This is a genomic window from Gluconacetobacter azotocaptans (genome assembly GCF_014174355.1).
Classification (GTDB): Bacteria; Pseudomonadota; Alphaproteobacteria; order Acetobacterales; family Acetobacteraceae; genus Gluconacetobacter; species Gluconacetobacter azotocaptans.
Genome location: NZ_JABEQF010000007.1, coordinates 75,012 through 89,239, shown reverse-complemented (window position 1 = coordinate 89,239; position 14,228 = coordinate 75,012). Strand labels below are relative to the sequence as shown.

14 protein-coding genes, 1 tRNA gene, 1 other RNA gene and 1 pseudogene are annotated in these 14,228 nt (G+C 67.7%); 4 read left to right on the top strand and 13 right to left on the bottom strand.

Going from position 1 to position 14,228, the window contains the following annotated elements:
- Positions 1–58 precede the first annotated feature (58 nt).
- The 4 genes from ftsL to rnpB all read right to left on the bottom strand — a co-directional run bounded on the left by ftsL (position 59) and on the right by rnpB (position 3,114).
- Positions 59–907: a cell division protein FtsL gene (gene ftsL, locus HLH34_RS11425; RefSeq protein WP_183119705.1), complete on the bottom strand. Its 849-nt coding sequence runs from the start codon at positions 905–907 to the stop codon at positions 59–61.
- The gene (gene rsmH, locus HLH34_RS11420; protein WP_183119704.1) at positions 904–1,911 is read right to left on the bottom strand and encodes a 16S rRNA (cytosine(1402)-N(4))-methyltransferase RsmH; all 1,008 of its coding nucleotides are present in this window, start codon (positions 1,909–1,911) and stop codon (positions 904–906) included. Before rsmH ends, ftsL begins: the two co-directional genes overlap by 4 nt.
- Positions 1,908–2,381 (bottom strand): division/cell wall cluster transcriptional repressor MraZ, encoded by a 474-nt coding sequence (gene mraZ / locus HLH34_RS11415; RefSeq protein WP_183119703.1) that lies wholly within the window; start codon positions 2,379–2,381, stop codon positions 1,908–1,910. Before mraZ ends, rsmH begins: the two co-directional genes overlap by 4 nt.
- 318 nt (positions 2,382–2,699) lie before the next feature.
- An RNA gene (gene rnpB, locus HLH34_RS11410) (RNase P RNA component class A) lies at positions 2,700–3,114 on the bottom strand.
- A gap of 86 nt (positions 3,115–3,200) precedes the next feature.
- On the opposite strand from rnpB, the gene HLH34_RS11405 reads away from it, so the two are divergent.
- The gene (locus HLH34_RS11405) at positions 3,201–4,160 is read left to right on the top strand and encodes an alpha/beta hydrolase (protein ID WP_183119702.1); all 960 of its coding nucleotides are present in this window, start codon (positions 3,201–3,203) and stop codon (positions 4,158–4,160) included.
- 27 nt (positions 4,161–4,187) lie between these two features.
- Here the strand turns inward: HLH34_RS11405 and petA are convergent, their stop codons facing one another.
- The 3 genes from petA to zwf form a co-directional block, all read right to left on the bottom strand.
- Positions 4,188–4,850 (bottom strand): ubiquinol-cytochrome c reductase iron-sulfur subunit, encoded by a 663-nt coding sequence (gene petA / locus HLH34_RS11400; RefSeq protein ID WP_183119701.1) that lies wholly within the window; start codon positions 4,848–4,850, stop codon positions 4,188–4,190.
- 83 nt (positions 4,851–4,933) lie between these two features.
- Positions 4,934–5,374, bottom strand: coding sequence for a hypothetical protein (locus tag HLH34_RS11395; RefSeq protein ID WP_183119700.1), 441 nt, complete (start codon positions 5,372–5,374; stop codon positions 4,934–4,936).
- A 5-nt stretch (positions 5,375–5,379) separates the two neighbouring features.
- A complete protein-coding gene (gene zwf, locus HLH34_RS11390) occupies positions 5,380–6,858 on the bottom strand; it encodes a glucose-6-phosphate dehydrogenase (RefSeq protein ID WP_183119699.1) in 1,479 nt (492 codons plus the stop codon).
- Positions 6,859–7,112: 254 nt separating this feature from the next.
- Here zwf and HLH34_RS11385 point away from each other — a divergent pair, with 254 nt between their 5' ends.
- Both HLH34_RS11385 and HLH34_RS11380 read left to right on the top strand, forming a co-directional pair.
- Positions 7,113–7,385, top strand: coding sequence for a DUF2312 domain-containing protein (locus HLH34_RS11385; RefSeq protein ID WP_182944311.1), 273 nt, complete (start codon positions 7,113–7,115; stop codon positions 7,383–7,385).
- Between the two features lie 98 nt (positions 7,386–7,483).
- Entirely contained in the window at positions 7,484–8,188 is a 705-nt protein-coding gene (locus tag HLH34_RS11380) for a hypothetical protein (RefSeq protein WP_183119698.1), read from the top strand.
- 135 nt (positions 8,189–8,323) lie between these two features.
- Here HLH34_RS11380 and proB read toward each other — a convergent pair whose 3' ends face one another.
- The 4 genes from proB to rplU all read right to left on the bottom strand — a co-directional run bounded on the left by proB (position 8,324) and on the right by rplU (position 11,293).
- Positions 8,324–9,451, bottom strand: coding sequence for a glutamate 5-kinase (gene proB, locus HLH34_RS11375; protein WP_183119697.1), 1,128 nt, complete (start codon positions 9,449–9,451; stop codon positions 8,324–8,326).
- Positions 9,448–10,515 carry a GTPase ObgE gene (obgE, locus tag HLH34_RS11370; protein WP_183119696.1) on the bottom strand — a complete coding sequence of 356 codons (1,068 nt, stop codon included), beginning with the start codon at positions 10,513–10,515 and terminating at the stop codon, positions 9,448–9,450. The genes proB and obgE overlap by 4 nt, the downstream gene beginning before the upstream one ends.
- A 124-nt stretch (positions 10,516–10,639) precedes the next feature.
- Complete coding sequence (gene rpmA, locus HLH34_RS11365; protein WP_182944307.1) at positions 10,640–10,909, bottom strand: 50S ribosomal protein L27; 270 nt, start codon at positions 10,907–10,909, stop codon at positions 10,640–10,642.
- 69 nt (positions 10,910–10,978) lie between these two features.
- Positions 10,979–11,293 carry a 50S ribosomal protein L21 gene (gene rplU / locus HLH34_RS11360; protein WP_183119695.1) on the bottom strand — a complete coding sequence of 105 codons (315 nt, stop codon included), beginning with the start codon at positions 11,291–11,293 and terminating at the stop codon, positions 10,979–10,981.
- A 270-nt stretch (positions 11,294–11,563) separates the two neighbouring features.
- Between rplU and HLH34_RS11355 the strand changes: the two genes are divergently transcribed.
- Positions 11,564–11,653: transfer RNA gene (locus HLH34_RS11355), tRNA-Ser, on the top strand.
- Positions 11,654–11,750: 97 nt separating this feature from the next.
- Here the strand turns inward: HLH34_RS11355 and HLH34_RS11350 are convergent.
- Both HLH34_RS11350 and hpnR read right to left on the bottom strand, forming a co-directional pair.
- Positions 11,751–12,511 (bottom strand): annotated as a pseudogene (locus HLH34_RS11350) (aldo/keto reductase).
- A gap of 98 nt (positions 12,512–12,609) precedes the next feature.
- Complete coding sequence (gene hpnR, locus HLH34_RS11345; protein ID WP_183119694.1) at positions 12,610–14,151, bottom strand: hopanoid C-3 methylase HpnR; 1,542 nt, start codon at positions 14,149–14,151, stop codon at positions 12,610–12,612.
- Between the last annotated feature and the right edge of the window lie 77 nt (positions 14,152–14,228).

Genomic DNA, 14,228 nt, shown 5'->3' with positions numbered 1-14,228 from the left:
TATCTGGTGTGTCGGTCGGGCCGTTGATCATGTTGCCTGCGCGGTTTGCGTTAGGTCATCAGTTGCTGACGGGAACGGGTGGAGGAAGGGCGCCTGAACGGGTGAAACCCAGCGAGGACCCCATGCCATACCCCCTTGCCTCCTGATACGGGGCTGGGGGGGCGGCCGGTCGCCAGGCCGCCACGGCGATGGGCGCCGGATGCGGGGGATGGTAAGCCGCCATCCGGGTGGCCGGGGCGGCAGGCGGTAGCACGGGGCGCTGGGCACGGGCAACGGTAAGGGCGGCACGGTGGTCGATGCTATGCGCCAAATCGGGCGAAATGGCGGCGGGCCGGGCAGAATGAGGCGCGGCGCGCGACGCGACCTCCTGCACCGGGGGGGATGCGGCCTCGGCCATCATGACCGGGCGCTCGGGCCGGGCCGGACGAGCGGCGGCCACGCGGACGGGTTCGGCGACGGGCGCATGCGCCGCGGGCGGCAGCGCCGCCGAAATCGCGGGTGCGGCCTGGGCCGCGGCCATGCGTGCGGGCGCTTCGGCCGGTGCGTGCGACGGCGCGGCCGCCGCCAGGGTCGCGCCGATCGTCGCCCGCGGGTTGGCCACCGGCAGCGGCTTCGATCCGGGGGCGGGCAGGCGGTCAGCCAGCGACGCCATCTGAATGAACTGCGTCGGCGCCATCGGCCGGACCCCGGGCAGGAAACGGGCGGACAGCGTCTGAAGCCGATCCGGCTGGTTCAGCAGCGCCCATTCCGCGCGCATCATCGCGGTCTGTTCGCGGATATGCTGCGTGTCGGCGACGATGTGCGAGATCTGCTGGTCCAGCAGGGTCGTCTGATGCTTCTTGGAATAGAGGAACAGCCCGGACAGACCGGCCATCACGGCGCAGAGGAAGGTGAAGGACCGGATCATGGGCGGCGTTCCGTGCTCAGGGGGGCTGATGTCAGACTCTCGGCAGTCGGCAGGCGTTCGATCCCGCGCAGGCGCGCGCTGCGGGCGCGGGGGTTGGCGCGGCATTCCGCGTCGGTGGGGCGCAGGGCCTTGGTGGTCAGCAGCCGGAATTCCGGCACCTCCTGCCCCGCGCGCATGGCGCCGGGGTCGTGACGCGAGGGCGCGGGCACCCGACCGGCGGCGCGGTTCATCGCCCGCTTGACCAGGCGGTCTTCCAGCGAATGGAACGACACGACGACCAGCCGGCCGCCGGGCGACAGCATCTCCATGGCCTGTTCCAGGCCCGAGACGATCTGCCCCAGTTCGTCATTCACATGGATGCGGATGCCCTGGAACGACCGTGTGGCGGGGTCGATGCCCGAGCGGTCGCCCGGCACGACCGAGCGGATGATCTCGGCCAGGCGGAACGTGGTCAGGATCGGGGCTTCGGCCCGCGCGGCGACGATGGCGCCGGCGACGCGGCGCGAGCGTCGTTCCTCGCCATATTCATAGATGATGTTCGCCAGGTCGGTTTCCGCCATGGTGTTGACGATGTCGGCCGCCGTCGGGCCGGTGTCGCCCATGCGCATGTCCAGCGGCCCGTCCGTCCGGAACGAGAACCCACGCTCGACCTCGTCCAGCTGGAAGGACGACACGCCCAGGTCCAGCACGACGCCATCCAGCATCGGCGCGTCGCGCTGCGCCAGCAGGTCGCGCATCTCGCCGAAGCCGCCCTGCACCATATGCAGGCGCGATGTTCCGTCGGGCGCGCGCAGTTCGGCCTGCAGCGCCTCGCCCCGTCGGATGGCGGCCGGGTCGCGGTCGATGGCCCACAGCGTGCAGCGCGCGGCCGACAGGATGGCGCGGGCGTAGCCGCCACCGCCGAACGTGCCGTCCAGATAGGTCGCGCCGTCGCGGGGGGCCAGCATGTCCAGCACCTCGGGCAGCATGACCGGGATGTGGCCAGGGGTGGGCAGGGCGGTCATTGCGCCGTCTCTCCGTTGCCGCCCCGTGCCGGCAGCGCCACCTGGCGCGAGCGCGTCCGGGCTTCGGCGCGCCGGCGTTCGGCGGCGGCGGGTTCCCAGATCTGGAAGATGCGGCCCAGCCCCATGAACGCCACGCTGTCGGTCAGGCCGGCATGTTCCTTCAGCGTGTCGGGCAGGACGATCCGCCCCTCGCGGTCCGAATCCGCGGGATAGGCGTCGGCGTACAGCGCCGCGGCCATGTCGTCATGGTCGTCCGAGAACATGTCCAGCCGGTCGAGCGGCTGGCTGAGGGCGGCGAAGGTGGCGGGCGGCCAGGCCTCGATGCATGGATGCTGATGCGAGGGACGCAGGATGACCAGGGACTCGCCGGCGGCGGCCTGCGCACGCAACGCCGTACGGAAGCTCGCGGGGATCGAGACGCGCCCCTTGGCGTCGAGGCGGTTCTGGTGGGTGCCAAGGAACACACTCACGCTACGCGATGCCCCCCTTGGCTGATGTCGTGCGACGCGGCGCGTCAATTCCGTGCGCGTCGCGCGCTGCGGCTGTCGTCCGGGTTTTCATGGGATATCATGGGATTTTATGGGACGTCAAATTAAACACACCGAAATTCTGGCGGAAAACCGCTGTTTTTCGCTGGTCGGGCAAGTTCCCGTCTCAACCCCGTAAATTATGGTGCGTCCAGACGGGATCGGGGTGCCGCGAATACGGATGTTTACGTTATGTTCTATTTATGAACGCCCGGATAACGCGGTATCCGGGCCTGAAAAGGGAAGGGGAAAAGGGAGAAAAACGCCAGATGGTCTGTAAGCCGGGTTCTGTCCACCTTCTGACGAAGGGGGGCGACCATTCCTCTGGGACGCGCCTTGCGGCACGCCTCACGCGACCAACCCGAACGACGGGGCGGAGACCCCCGACGATCCCGCCCGAAGGCGACCCGTCTGTCGTTCCTATTCGGTCTTGCTCCCGGTGGGGTTTGCCCTGCCGCCTGCGTTACCGCACGCGCGGTGCGCTCTTACCGCACCGTTTCACCCTTGCCCGCACCATCTCCGGCGAACCGGAATGCCGTGGGGGCGGTTTGTTTTCTGTGGCACTTTCCCTGGGGTCGCCCCCGCCGGCCGTTAGCCGGCACCGTTCCTCCGTGGAGCCCGGACTTTCCTCCATCGCATGGAAAATCCATGCAACAGCGGTCGCCCGACCATCTGGCCTGCGGAAACTGACGATGCCGTCGGCTTGCGTCAAGGGGGAATGCGCCGCATCAAGGACGGGTAACGGGATGGAGGGGTGCTGGAATGGCTCTCGGACCGGAACGGCGCGCGGGGCCCGGCTTTGTGGCGCGCCTTCTGCTGCGGCATCTGGCCAGTCGGGCCACCACGCACGCACGCGTGCCCCATTCGCTGGAGAGTATCCGGCGATTGCTGGACCGTCCGTGCTTCCCGCAACGCCTGTCCAGCCTGCCGCTGCGTCGCGTGCTGCATCTGCGCGTGCCCGGCGCGACCGAACTGCGGCCCGCGCGGCTTTACATTCCCCATGGGCGCGTCCGGGGGGTGGTCCTGTTCATGCATGGCGGCGGATTCGTCCATTGCGGGCTGAATTCGCATCATGGGATCTGCTGTCGCCTGGCGCGGGCCTCGGGGGCCGCGGTCCTGTCATATGACTATCGCCTGGCGCCCGAACATCGCTTTCCCGCGGCGGTCGAGGATTGCCGGGCCGCGCTGGCGTGGCTGGCGGGCGAAGCCTGGCGCTGGGGTGGGCGCGTGGCGGTCGCGGGCGACAGCGCGGGCGGCAATCTGGCGGCCGTTCTGGCGCTGCTGGCGCGCGACGGGGGCGGCCCCGACCTGGCGATGCAGTTGCTGTACTACCCGTCCTTATATGGCGCGCGCGATGTGCCGTCGCGCCAGACCTACGGCCATGGCTATATGCTGACGACCCGGCTGCTGGAATGGTACGCGCAGCAATATGTCCGCACGCCCGACGATCTGCGCGATCCGCTGGTCGCGCCGATTTTCGCGCCGTCGCTGTCGGGGGTGGCGCCGGCGGTGATCGTGCCGGCCGAGTGCGACCCGCTACATGACGAGGGCACGGGTTATGCCGAGGCCCTGCGCGCGGTGGACGTGCCCGTGACGGTGCGATGCTTTCCCGGCACGATCCACGGCTATCTGAACCTGTATTCGGTCATGCCGTGGGGAAAGGCGGCCATCCGTTTCGGCGGCAGGCAGTTGCGCGCCGCCTTCGCTCCGAACCGGTCCTGAAAGTCGGTCTGTCGGCGATCCGGCGCGTCAGATCTGCAGGATGCTGGAAAAATCGAAATCCGATCCGGGCGGATTCTGCCCGATGCGGATCGTTGTCGGGTTGGGCATCGAATAAGGGGGGACGGGCAGGTTGTACGGCGCGGGCGCGCCGATGAAGACCCGTCCGGCCAGGTCGAATTTCGACCCGTGGCAGGGGCAGGCATAACCGCCCGGCCAGTTGGCGATGGGCGTGCTGGGGTCCGGCGTGGGGGCGTAGGTCGGCACGCAGCCCAGATGGGTGCAGATCCCCACTACGACCCCGAATTCGGGGGCGATGGAACGATGCCAGTTGGTGGCGTAGGGCGGCTGCTGGACCATGCCGGACGCCCCGTCGCGCAGGCGGCCCTTCAGCGAGGCTTCCTGCAGTCGCGCCAGGGACTCCGGCGTGCGGTGGGTGATGAAAACCGGGTTGCCGTGCCATACCACGGTAATCTGCTGGCCTGGCGGCAGCTTGGAGACATCGACGTCGATCGGCGCGTGCGCGGCGGCGGCGTCGCCCGGCCGCAGGCTGTCGAGGAACGGCCAGGCGAACGCGGCCACCCCCGCCCCGGCGGTGGCCACCGTCACCAGCGCCAGGAAATCGCGCCGCCCGGCGGCGGGGGCGGTGTCGGCCGGTAGCGGTCCGGTCCGGGTCTGTCCGGTCGTCGTCATCTATGTCCTGCAAGCCGTATGTCGGGGGCAACGCCCCTTAGGTAACTGTCTCGCCGCCCCCGCAGCAAGGGGGGCGGTCGAAGCTAGCGGGGAAGGGCGTGGAATTGCCCGGGCGAGCCCCAGTCGGTCTGCGCGGTCTGCCCCAGCCGGTCGATCTTCAGCGTGAACAGCTTGGGCAGCGTGCCCTTGGGGCCGGGGCAGTGTCCCGAATGCTTTTCCATCACGTCGAAGCGCACCGCGTCCGGCGGGTCGCTGCCGTTGACGATGAACAGCAGGCAATCCCCGCGCGTGTCGGTCATGCCGTTATGCGTCACCACGGTACGGAAATGTTCGACCAGCGCGGTGTCGTCGAACCAGTTGGCATGGCGGAAGGTGATCTGGTCCGCCGCCTGGTCCAGCCAGCCCATGCGCGCGCTGATCATCGCCAGCAGCGCCAGGGGCACGACCATCAACACACGCCTGATGATGCGCTTGCGCATCGTCAGGCGCGGGCGCCGTCCGGAAAGGGCAGGGTCGCGGGCCATGCCGGTTATACCATGTCCTCGTGCCACTGATGGCCGCTGCGCGCCAGCAGCGCGGTCGCCGCCGCCGGGCCCCAGCTACCGGCCGGATAGAGTTCCAGCGGCACCTTGTCCTCGCTCCAGCCCTTCAGGATCGGATCGGCCCAGCGCCATGCGGCCTCGACCTCGTCACGGCGGATGAACAGCACCGGGTCGCCGCGCACGACGTCCAGCAGCAGTCGCTCGTAGGCGTCGGGATAGCGGGTGCTGAACGCCGTTTCGAAGGCGATGTCGATGTCGGCCCGGCGCAGGGCCAGCGAATCGGTCGGCGTCGGGTCCTTGGTCGATACCGACAGGGTCACGCCCTCATCGGGCTGGATGCGGATGACCAGCCGGTTGGCGTCGGGGCGGGTCGGGAAGATCGACCACGGGGCGGCCTTGAACTGGATGACGATCTCGCTGCACTTCTCGGCCATCCGCTTGCCGGACCGCAGGTAGAACGGGACCGTGCCCCAGCGCCAGGAATGGATTTCCGCCCGGATGGCGACGTAGGTCTCGGTGGTGCTGGTCGCGTCCTGGCCCAGATCCTCCAAGTAGCTCGGCAGGGTCTTGTCGCCGTTCCGGCCGCGCGCGTACTGGCCGCGCACCGTATAGGTGGCGACGTCCTCGGGTGCGATGGGGCGCAGGGCGTGCAGCACTTTCAGCTTCTCGTTGCGCAGGCTGTCGGCTTCCAGCGAGCCCGGGGGGTCCATCGCCACCAGGCACAGCACCTGCAGAAGGTGATTCTGGATCATGTCGCGCAGCGCGCCGGACTTGTCATAGTACGGGCCGCGTCCCTCGACGCCCACCGTCTCGGCCGCCGTGATCTGGATGTACTCGATCGCATCGCTGGACCACAGCCGCTCGAACACCGGATTGGCGAAGCGCAGCGCGATCAGGTTCTGGACCGTTTCCTTGCCCAGATAATGGTCGATGCGGAAGATATGGTTTTCCGGGAAGTGCTTGCCGACGCCGTCGTTGATGGCGTCGGCGCTGGTCAGGTCGGTGCCGATCGGCTTTTCCAGCACCACGCGGGACTGCGGGGTCACCAGGCCCTGGTTGCTCAGGTTCTCGCAGATCTGGCCGTACAGGCCGGGCGCGGTCGCCAGGTAGTAGACGCGGATCCGGTCCTCGGGCGCGTCGGCCAGCAGGGATTTCAGCGCGGGCCAGGTGCTGTCGGCCTCGGCGCCGTTCAGGCTGACGTAATGGACCAGGTCCAGGAAACGGCGCGCCGTGTCTTCGTTCAGATCGTCCGGCTTGACGAAGCTCCGCAGCGCCTTCTCGGCGCGGGCCCGATAGTCCTCGCGCGACAGCGGCGAGCGCGCGGTGCCGATGATGCGGGACTCATCGGGGACCTGTCCGTCGCGATACCGGTAGTACAGCGCCGGCAGCAATTTGCGCATCGTCAGATCGCCGGTGGCCCCGAATACGATGTAGTCGAAAATATCCACGGGTGGGAGCTGAGCCATCGAAGCGGCCTCCTGCAAGGTTCTGATTGTTGCAATTGGGCGGCGCGCGGGCGCGCGTAGGCCGGCACCCTTGCCGTGGAGACGACCTGCCTTTGTCCGGTTTGGGCCGAGCCCCCCTTGGCTGTCAAGTTGCCATTGACCGGCCGCCACCGTCACGATAAGCCCGCCGTTCCCATCGCGCCCGGCCTGGTTTTTCATGCCTGCCGGGCCGGACGGGCGAGGTTCCAACCACGATGCTGGAGGCATGCGGTTCCATGGATGCGGAAAATTTTGCAGGCGACGACAAGGCTGCGGTCGGTGGAATCGCGGCAGACCGGCTGCGCAGCATCATCGAGCGGGTCGAGCGCCTGGAAGAAGAACGCAAGGCCCTGGCCGGCGACATCAAGGACATCTTCACCGAGGCGAAGTCCGCCGGTTTCGACGTGAAGGTCATCCGCCAGATCATCCGCCAGCGCAAGCAGGAGCCCGCCGAGGTGGAAGAGCAGGAGACCCTGCTGGATATCTATCGTCGCGCCCTGGGAATGTGACATTCTGGGCATGTGACGTTCAACGGGATCCTTGCGCCGGGCGAGGCTGATCTGGTCAGGCTGACGCGCGGATCCGTTCATTTCCTGGTCGTATGCCGATGCCGTTCCCGTTTTCCGACTGGATGCCCTGGTGGCTACAACTGGCGCTTCTGATTGGCGGTGCGCTGTTCGCGTTCGTCTGGCTGCTGATGCCCTTCGCCGTGTTCGGCCTCAAAGGCCGGCTGGATGCGATCGCGCTGCAGCTTGAAGATCTGCAGGCCGAATTGCGGGTCCTGGCCCTGCCGCCCGAGGACAGGCGCTCCGCAATGCCGGCCCCGCCGCGCGCGGCCCCCGCCCCGGTGGTGGAGCCCGTGCCCGTGCCGACGCGCCCGGCCGAGCCCCCGGTCGGCGGCCGGGCCAGCGATGCGTACGCGCCACGCCCCGAACGTCCGGCGGCGCCCCGTCCCACCCGGTTCGATCCCCCGCCTGTACCCGAGGCCCCACGCACGCCACCGGTGGAACCCCCGCCGGCCACGCCGCCGCGCCCCGTGATCCGGGCCCCGCTGGACGACGCCCGGCCCATGCCCTGGCACGACCGGCCGGTGGCTCCGCCGCGCGAACCTCCGCCGCCGGCCCGCCCGGCCCCGCCGGTCGAGCGCGCGCCAATGGCCGATCGTGGGGTCGACCCCCGGCACGCTGAACCGAGGCCGATCGATTCCAGGCAGATTGGCCGGGAGGCGGTCGATCGCGCCCGGGCCGATGACGAATGGGCCGCGCGGCGCCCCCGCTCGGAGCCGACCCTGCGCTGGCCGCCGCGCCCCTGAACCCCGCCAAAGGGCAGCGCCCTTTGGAGACCCAGTCGTTTATTTATGAGCGGGGTCCAGGGCCTCGGGCCCTGGTGGGTTCGGGCAACGTCCGACCTGTTCTGCCGGGTTTTCGTCGGCGTAGGCAGGTAGGGGCTATCTCAAGACCAGATCGTCGCGGTGGATCATTTCGTCGCGGCCGCGCCAGCCCAGCAGGCCCTCGATATCGTCCGAACGGTGGCCTGCGATCTGGCGGGCGTCGGCGGCGCTGTAGGCCGACAGGCCGCGTGCGACCTCCCGCCCGTCGCGATCCGTCACCAGCACCAGGTCCCCGCGGTCGAACGTGCCGGTGATGGTCTGGACGCCGGCCGGCAGCAGGGATGATCCGGCCGCCAGGGCCTGGCATGCGCCTTCGTCGATTCCAAGTCGTCCGGCCGGGGTCAGCCCACCCGCGATCCAGCGCTTGCGGGCCGATCGTCCGTCGGGCGCGGGCAGGAACCACGAACAGCGCGCGCCGTCCAGCAGGCGCGCCAGCGGCCGCATATCCTTGCCGATGGTGATGGCCATGGCGCACCCGGCCTGCGTCGCGATTCGCGCCGCCATCAGCTTGGTCCGCATTCCGCCCGAGGAATAGCCCGGCGGCGGCGCGCCGCCCATGGCCTCGATCTCGTCGGTCAGCGCGGCAATGACGGGCAGGTGTCGCGCGTCGGGGTCGGTGCGGGGGTCGGCGGTATACAACCCGTCGATGTCCGACAGCAGGACCAGCTGGTCGGCGCCCGTCATCTCGGCCACGCGGGCGGCGAGGCGGTCGTTGTCGCCGAAGCGGATCTCGGTCGTCGCGATCGCGTCGTTCTCGTTGATGATGGGAACGCAGCCCAGGCCCAGCAGTGTATCCAGCGTTGCGCGGGCATTGAGGTAGCGGCGCCGGTCCTCGGTATCGCCCGGGGTCAGCAGCAACTGGGCCGCGACCAGCCCATGGGTCGACAGCGCGTCGGCCCAGGCCTGGGCCAGGCGGATCTGTCCGACCGAGGCCGCGGCCTGCTTTTCCTCCAGCCGCAGGGTGGGGCGGGTCAGACCCAGGCTGTGCCGTGCCAGCGCGATCGCGCCGGAGGAGACGACGATGACATCCGTCCCGTTGGCCCGCAGGGCGGCGATGTCGCGGGCGACGCTGTCCAGCCATGCCGTGCGCGGCGCCGCTTGCTCGGGATCGACCACCAGCGCGCTGCCGATTTTCACGACGACGCGGCGGGCGGCCTTCAGCTCGGGCAGGGCAGGGGACGTCATGTCGCGGCGCCGTGGTCCGTGGCGGCATGGTCCGAGGTGCCGGGGGCGGTGCCTGCCTCGCGTTCTGCCGCGCGGGTGGCGGTGACGCGGTCCTGAAGCAGGCGCAGCACGGCGTCCACGCCCTGGTGGGTGGCGCCGGACAGAGTGACCACCGGCTGGCCGCTGGCCTTTTCCAGCGCCCGGCGGCGGCTGCTGATCTGCTGCGGCGTCATGGCGTCGGTCTTGTTCAGGGCGATGATTTCCGGCTTGTGGGCCAGGTTGCCGCCATATTCTTCCAGCTCGTGGCGGATGGTGCGCCAGGCCTCCACGACATTGCCTGCAGCCCCGTCGATCAGATGCAGCAGGACCGCGCAGCGTTCGACATGGCCCAGGAAGCGGTCGCCCAGCCCGGCACCTTCATGCGCGCCTTCGATCAGGCCGGGAATGTCGGCGATCACGAATTCCTCGGCCACCGACAGCCGTACGACGCCCAATTGGGGGTGCAGGGTGGTGAAGGGGTAATCCGCGATTTTGGGCCGCGCGGCGGACACGACCGACAGGAAGGTGGATTTCCCGGCATTCGGCAGGCCGACCAGCCCGACATCGGCGATCAGCTTCAGCCGTAGCCAGACCCAGCGTTCTTCGCCGGGCCATCCCTTGTCGGCGCGGCGGGGGGCGCGGTTGGTGCTGGTCTTGAAATGGGCGTTGCCGTGGCCGCCGTCGCCGCCGTGGCACAGGACGATGCGCTTGCCGGGCTGGTCGAGGTCGGCCAGCATGGTTTCGCGGTCCTCATCGAAGATCTGGGTGCCGATCGGCACCTGGATCACCACCGGCGGCGAGGCTGCGCCGGTCCGGTCGGAGCCTGCCCCGTTGCCGCCCTTGCGGGCGCGGAAATGCTGGGTGTAGCGGAAATCGATCAGGGTGTTCAGATTATCCGCGGCCTCGAACACGATGTCGCCGCCGCGTCCGCCGCGCCCACCGTCGGGACCGCCGAATTCGATGTATTTCTCGCGCCGGAAGGCGACGACGCCATCGCCGCCATCGCCGGATTTCACGTAGATTTTGGCTTGATCGAGGAATTTCATCGTCACTGATCCGGTCGGGATGAAACGGCGCAGGCCGCGTACATCCGGTATATAGGACGCAAAAAGGGCCGGTCACGAGGACCGGCCCTTTCCGGGTCGAAAGCGGTCCCGAAAGCGGGAGTGCTTATTCGGCGGCGATCGGCAGGGCTTCGACCGAGACGTGCACGCGGCCTTCGGCGCGACGCTCGAACTTCACCTGGCCGTCGACCAGCGCGAAGATCGTGTGGTCGCGGCCGAGGCCGACATTGCGGCCCGGCTTCATCTTCGTGCCGCGCTGGCGGATGATGATGTTGCCGGCGATCACGCTCTCGCCACCGAACTTCTTGACGCCGAGACGTCGGCCCGCGCTATCGCGGCCGTTGCGGGACGAACCGCCTGCCTTTTTTTGTGCCATTGCCTGAACTCCTGAATCTGGTCTGACCTGATGATCCTGTCCGGGGCGTCACTGCGCCCCGCGGCGGATTCAGGCGGCGTTGATCGCGGCGATGCGCAGCACGGTCACCGGCTGGCGATGGCCGTTCTTGCGGCGGCTGTTCTGCCGGCGGCGCTTCTTGAAGATGATGACCGTATCCAGACGGTCCTGCGCAATGACCGTCGCGGTGACGGTCGCGCCGGCAACAATCGGGGCGCCGATGGTGGTGCCGCCTTCGCCGCCGACGGCGAGGATTTCCGTGAAGGTCACGGTGGAACCGGCTTCGGCGTCGAGCTTCTCGACCTTGAGCACGGTGTCCGGGGAAACGCGATACTGCTTTCCGCCAGTGCGGATGACTGCGAACATCTTACCTGTCTTTCCGATCTCTCGGCGCGTGCGGCCCCGTGTGGAGCAGGCGACGCAACCCAGTCGCTTTTTATCTTTGGCCATGCGGACATGGCGGCCCCCCGTCTGCGCGGGGGCGAGGTGCGGCTTTTACGGCCACCGCCCCGTCCGCGTCAACCCGCTTTTGCCGGGCGGGGCGGGCGAGGGCGCATTATGCGGAAAAAACGCCCCAAGGTGTCTTGCGCGTGGTGCGGACCCACCCTATAAGCCCGATCCATCGTCGCTGCCAATGGAGAGGTGCCGGAGCGGTCGATCGGGGCGGTCTCGAAAACCGTTGTGCGTGCAAGCGTACCGTGGGTTCGAATCCCACCCTCTCCGCCATAATTTTTCTTTATATCAATGCGTCGGGCGGGCCAGGCTATCGGCTCTGGCGTACGCAGGACGGCACGGAAGCGCCGGCAATCAGCGCCGTCCCGGGTCAGAATTCCTCGTACCGTGCCGGATCCTGGTCGAACGTCCGCCCGTCTGGACGGGCCAGCGTCGCGATGGATGCCATGTCCTCGTCGGTCAGCGAAAAATCGAAAATCGACATGTTCTCGATCTGCCGCGCGCGTGACGCCGCCTTGGGAATCGGGATCACGCCCACCTGATGATGCCAGCGCAGCAGCACCTGCGGGATCGACTTGCCCAGACGTTTGGCGATGTCCCCCAGCAGCGGATCCGAGATCAGCTTGTTGGCGCGCCCCAGCGGGCTCCAGGCCTGGGTGGCGATGCCGTGCGCGGCATGCCAGGCGCGCAATTCATTCTGCGGGAAATAAGGCGATAGTTCGACCTGGTTGATGCTCGGGGCGACGCCGGTTTCGTCGATGAGGCGCTGGATGTAGTCCGGTAGGAAATTGCACACCGCAATCGAGCGGATCATCCCGCGCTTCCTGGCCTCGATCAGGGCGCGCCAGGCCTCGACGTAACGATCCTGCGCCGGATTGGGCCAGTGGATGTAATAGAGATCGTAATAGTCGAGCTGGGCGCGATACAGCGATTCCTCGACCGTCGCGATGGCCTCGTCGAAAGCGTGATGGCGTCCGGGCAGCTTGGAGGCGATCCGCAGATCCTGTCGCGCGATGCCGCTGTCGCGCCCCTGATGCTGTCCGCGCCGGACGCGCCATTCAGCCTGTATGTCCCGAAGGCAAGCGCAGGAACGGTCGTGTCGTCATTGAGGATGAGATCCGGAATGGTCATGCGGCATGCCCCTTTCATCGGTCTGATCGATCAATTGTCGTCTTCGCCCTGAACGATGACGGTCTTTCATGAAATGTCCAGCACTCGCGAGGTCGGCGCTATCCGGCCGGCGTCATGCGGGTTTCGTCTACGAACCGCTCGGTCGCATCGTCGATGGTGCGGCTGCGCCGTCCGACGGGGGCGTGGACGTACAGGGCCTTGCGGTCGATCTTTTCCGTTGCCTCGGGCTGCGGCGGCATTTCATAGCGCGGTACGCGGCGATGGTCGGCCAGTTGCAGCTTCGGATTGAAGACCGAATTGAATTTCCAGATCATGGTCAGGAAATTCGTCTGTCCGCGCAGGGCCAGGCGCAGGGCGATGCCCATCGTGTCCTTGATCGCGCTCCAGCCCAGATGCTTCTGGTTCAGCACCTGCTGCGTTTTTACCAGCTCCTCATAGAATTCTTCCAGCGGCAGGGTGGTGGGCAGCACCGCGTGCTGGATGTCGAACAGCCGATAATCCCGCGTCGTCAGGCGCCGGGCCTCGCGATGCCAGATTTCCGTGCCTGGGTACGGCGTCGTCACAGAGATATTCACGATATCCGGAATTTCCAGGCACCATTGGCGGATGACTTCGAAGCGCTGCCGGTCCCACGACGGATCGGCGATGATGTTGATCGCGACGATCAGGCCCAGCGACCGCGCGAATTCCAGCGCCTCGAAATTCCGGTCCAGCGACACGCGCTTGCGGAAATGCTTCAACCCTTCCTCATCCACGGCCTCCATGCCGATGAAGATGTAGCTGAGCCCGAGTTCCTTCCAGAACCGGAAGACCTCCTTGTTGCGCAGCAGCACGTCGGCGCGGGTTTCCAGGTAATATTCCTTGCGGATGCCGCGGCGCCTGATTTCCTCGCCGATGGCCATGCCGTGTTCGGCATGGACGAAGGCCACGTCGTCGACGATGAAAATGCCCGGTTCGCGGATCGCCTCCAGTTCGTCGGCGATCACGCGCGGGCTGGCGGTGCGGTAGGACCGGCCGTAAAAGGTCCAGGCGCTGCAGAAGGTGCAATCCCACGGGCATCCGCGCGCGAATTCGATCGACGCCGCCGGGTCGAGCGTGCCGATGAAATATTTCCGCCGGTGCCGCAGCAGGTCTCGTGCCGGCCTGATCTCGTCCAGCGAGGAGACGAAGACCGGTGGCGGCCCTTCGCCCGTCATGGTCACGACGCCGGGGACGGTGGTGATGTCCTCCCCGGCCTGCCGCGCGTCCAGCAGGCGTCCGATGGTGGCGTCGCCTTCGCCTTTCAGGATGCAGTCGATGGCGCCTTCGGCCAGGGTCAGTACGTCGCGGGCGATGAACGATACCGAATGGCCGCCGACGAACAGGAAAACACCGGGCATGCGGGCGCGCGTCTCGCGGCACAGATCGACGATTTCCGGGATGTTGGCCAGGTAACTCCCGGAAAAACAGACGGCGTGGGGCCGGAATTCCTCGATCATCCGCCAATAGTCGCGGTGTGTCTCCACCTGCAGGTCGATGATCTGTACGGTGTGACCGGCCTGCCGCGCCGCCCCTGCGACCAGTTCCAGCCCCAGCGGTTCCAGGCGCAGGAAAACCTTCGTGTACATCAGGGCGCTGGGATGGACGGCGAGTATTCTCATTTCTGACACCTCGATCTGCGCGAACCTGAGCGCAGCGGAATGAAGTGGAAGCAATGCCGGCAGGCACTATGTGCCCG

Coding starts and splice junctions, on each gene's coding strand:
- HLH34_RS11395 (WP_183119700.1), bottom strand. CDS start 5,374: ATGGCCCGCGACCCTGCCCTTTCCGGACGGCGCCCGCGCCTGACGATG.
- rpmA (WP_182944307.1), bottom strand. CDS start 10,909: ATGGCACAAAAAAAGGCAGGCGGTTCGTCCCGCAACGGCCGCGATAGC.
- rplU (WP_183119695.1), bottom strand. CDS start 11,293: ATGTTCGCAGTCATCCGCACTGGCGGAAAGCAGTATCGCGTTTCCCCG.
- HLH34_RS11380 (WP_183119698.1), top strand. CDS start 7,484: ATGCCGTTCCCGTTTTCCGACTGGATGCCCTGGTGGCTACAACTGGCG.
- proB (WP_183119697.1), bottom strand. CDS start 9,451: ATGACGTCCCCTGCCCTGCCCGAGCTGAAGGCCGCCCGCCGCGTCGTC.
- hpnR (WP_183119694.1), bottom strand. CDS start 14,151: ATGAGAATACTCGCCGTCCATCCCAGCGCCCTGATGTACACGAAGGTT.
- rsmH (WP_183119704.1), bottom strand. CDS start 1,911: ATGACCGCCCTGCCCACCCCTGGCCACATCCCGGTCATGCTGCCCGAG.
- petA (WP_183119701.1), bottom strand. CDS start 4,850: ATGACGACGACCGGACAGACCCGGACCGGACCGCTACCGGCCGACACC.
- ftsL (WP_183119705.1), bottom strand. CDS start 907: ATGATCCGGTCCTTCACCTTCCTCTGCGCCGTGATGGCCGGTCTGTCC.
- obgE (WP_183119696.1), bottom strand. CDS start 10,515: ATGAAATTCCTCGATCAAGCCAAAATCTACGTGAAATCCGGCGATGGC.
- zwf (WP_183119699.1), bottom strand. CDS start 6,858: ATGGCTCAGCTCCCACCCGTGGATATTTTCGACTACATCGTATTCGGG.
- HLH34_RS11405 (WP_183119702.1), top strand. CDS start 3,201: ATGGCTCTCGGACCGGAACGGCGCGCGGGGCCCGGCTTTGTGGCGCGC.
- HLH34_RS11385 (WP_182944311.1), top strand. CDS start 7,113: ATGGATGCGGAAAATTTTGCAGGCGACGACAAGGCTGCGGTCGGTGGA.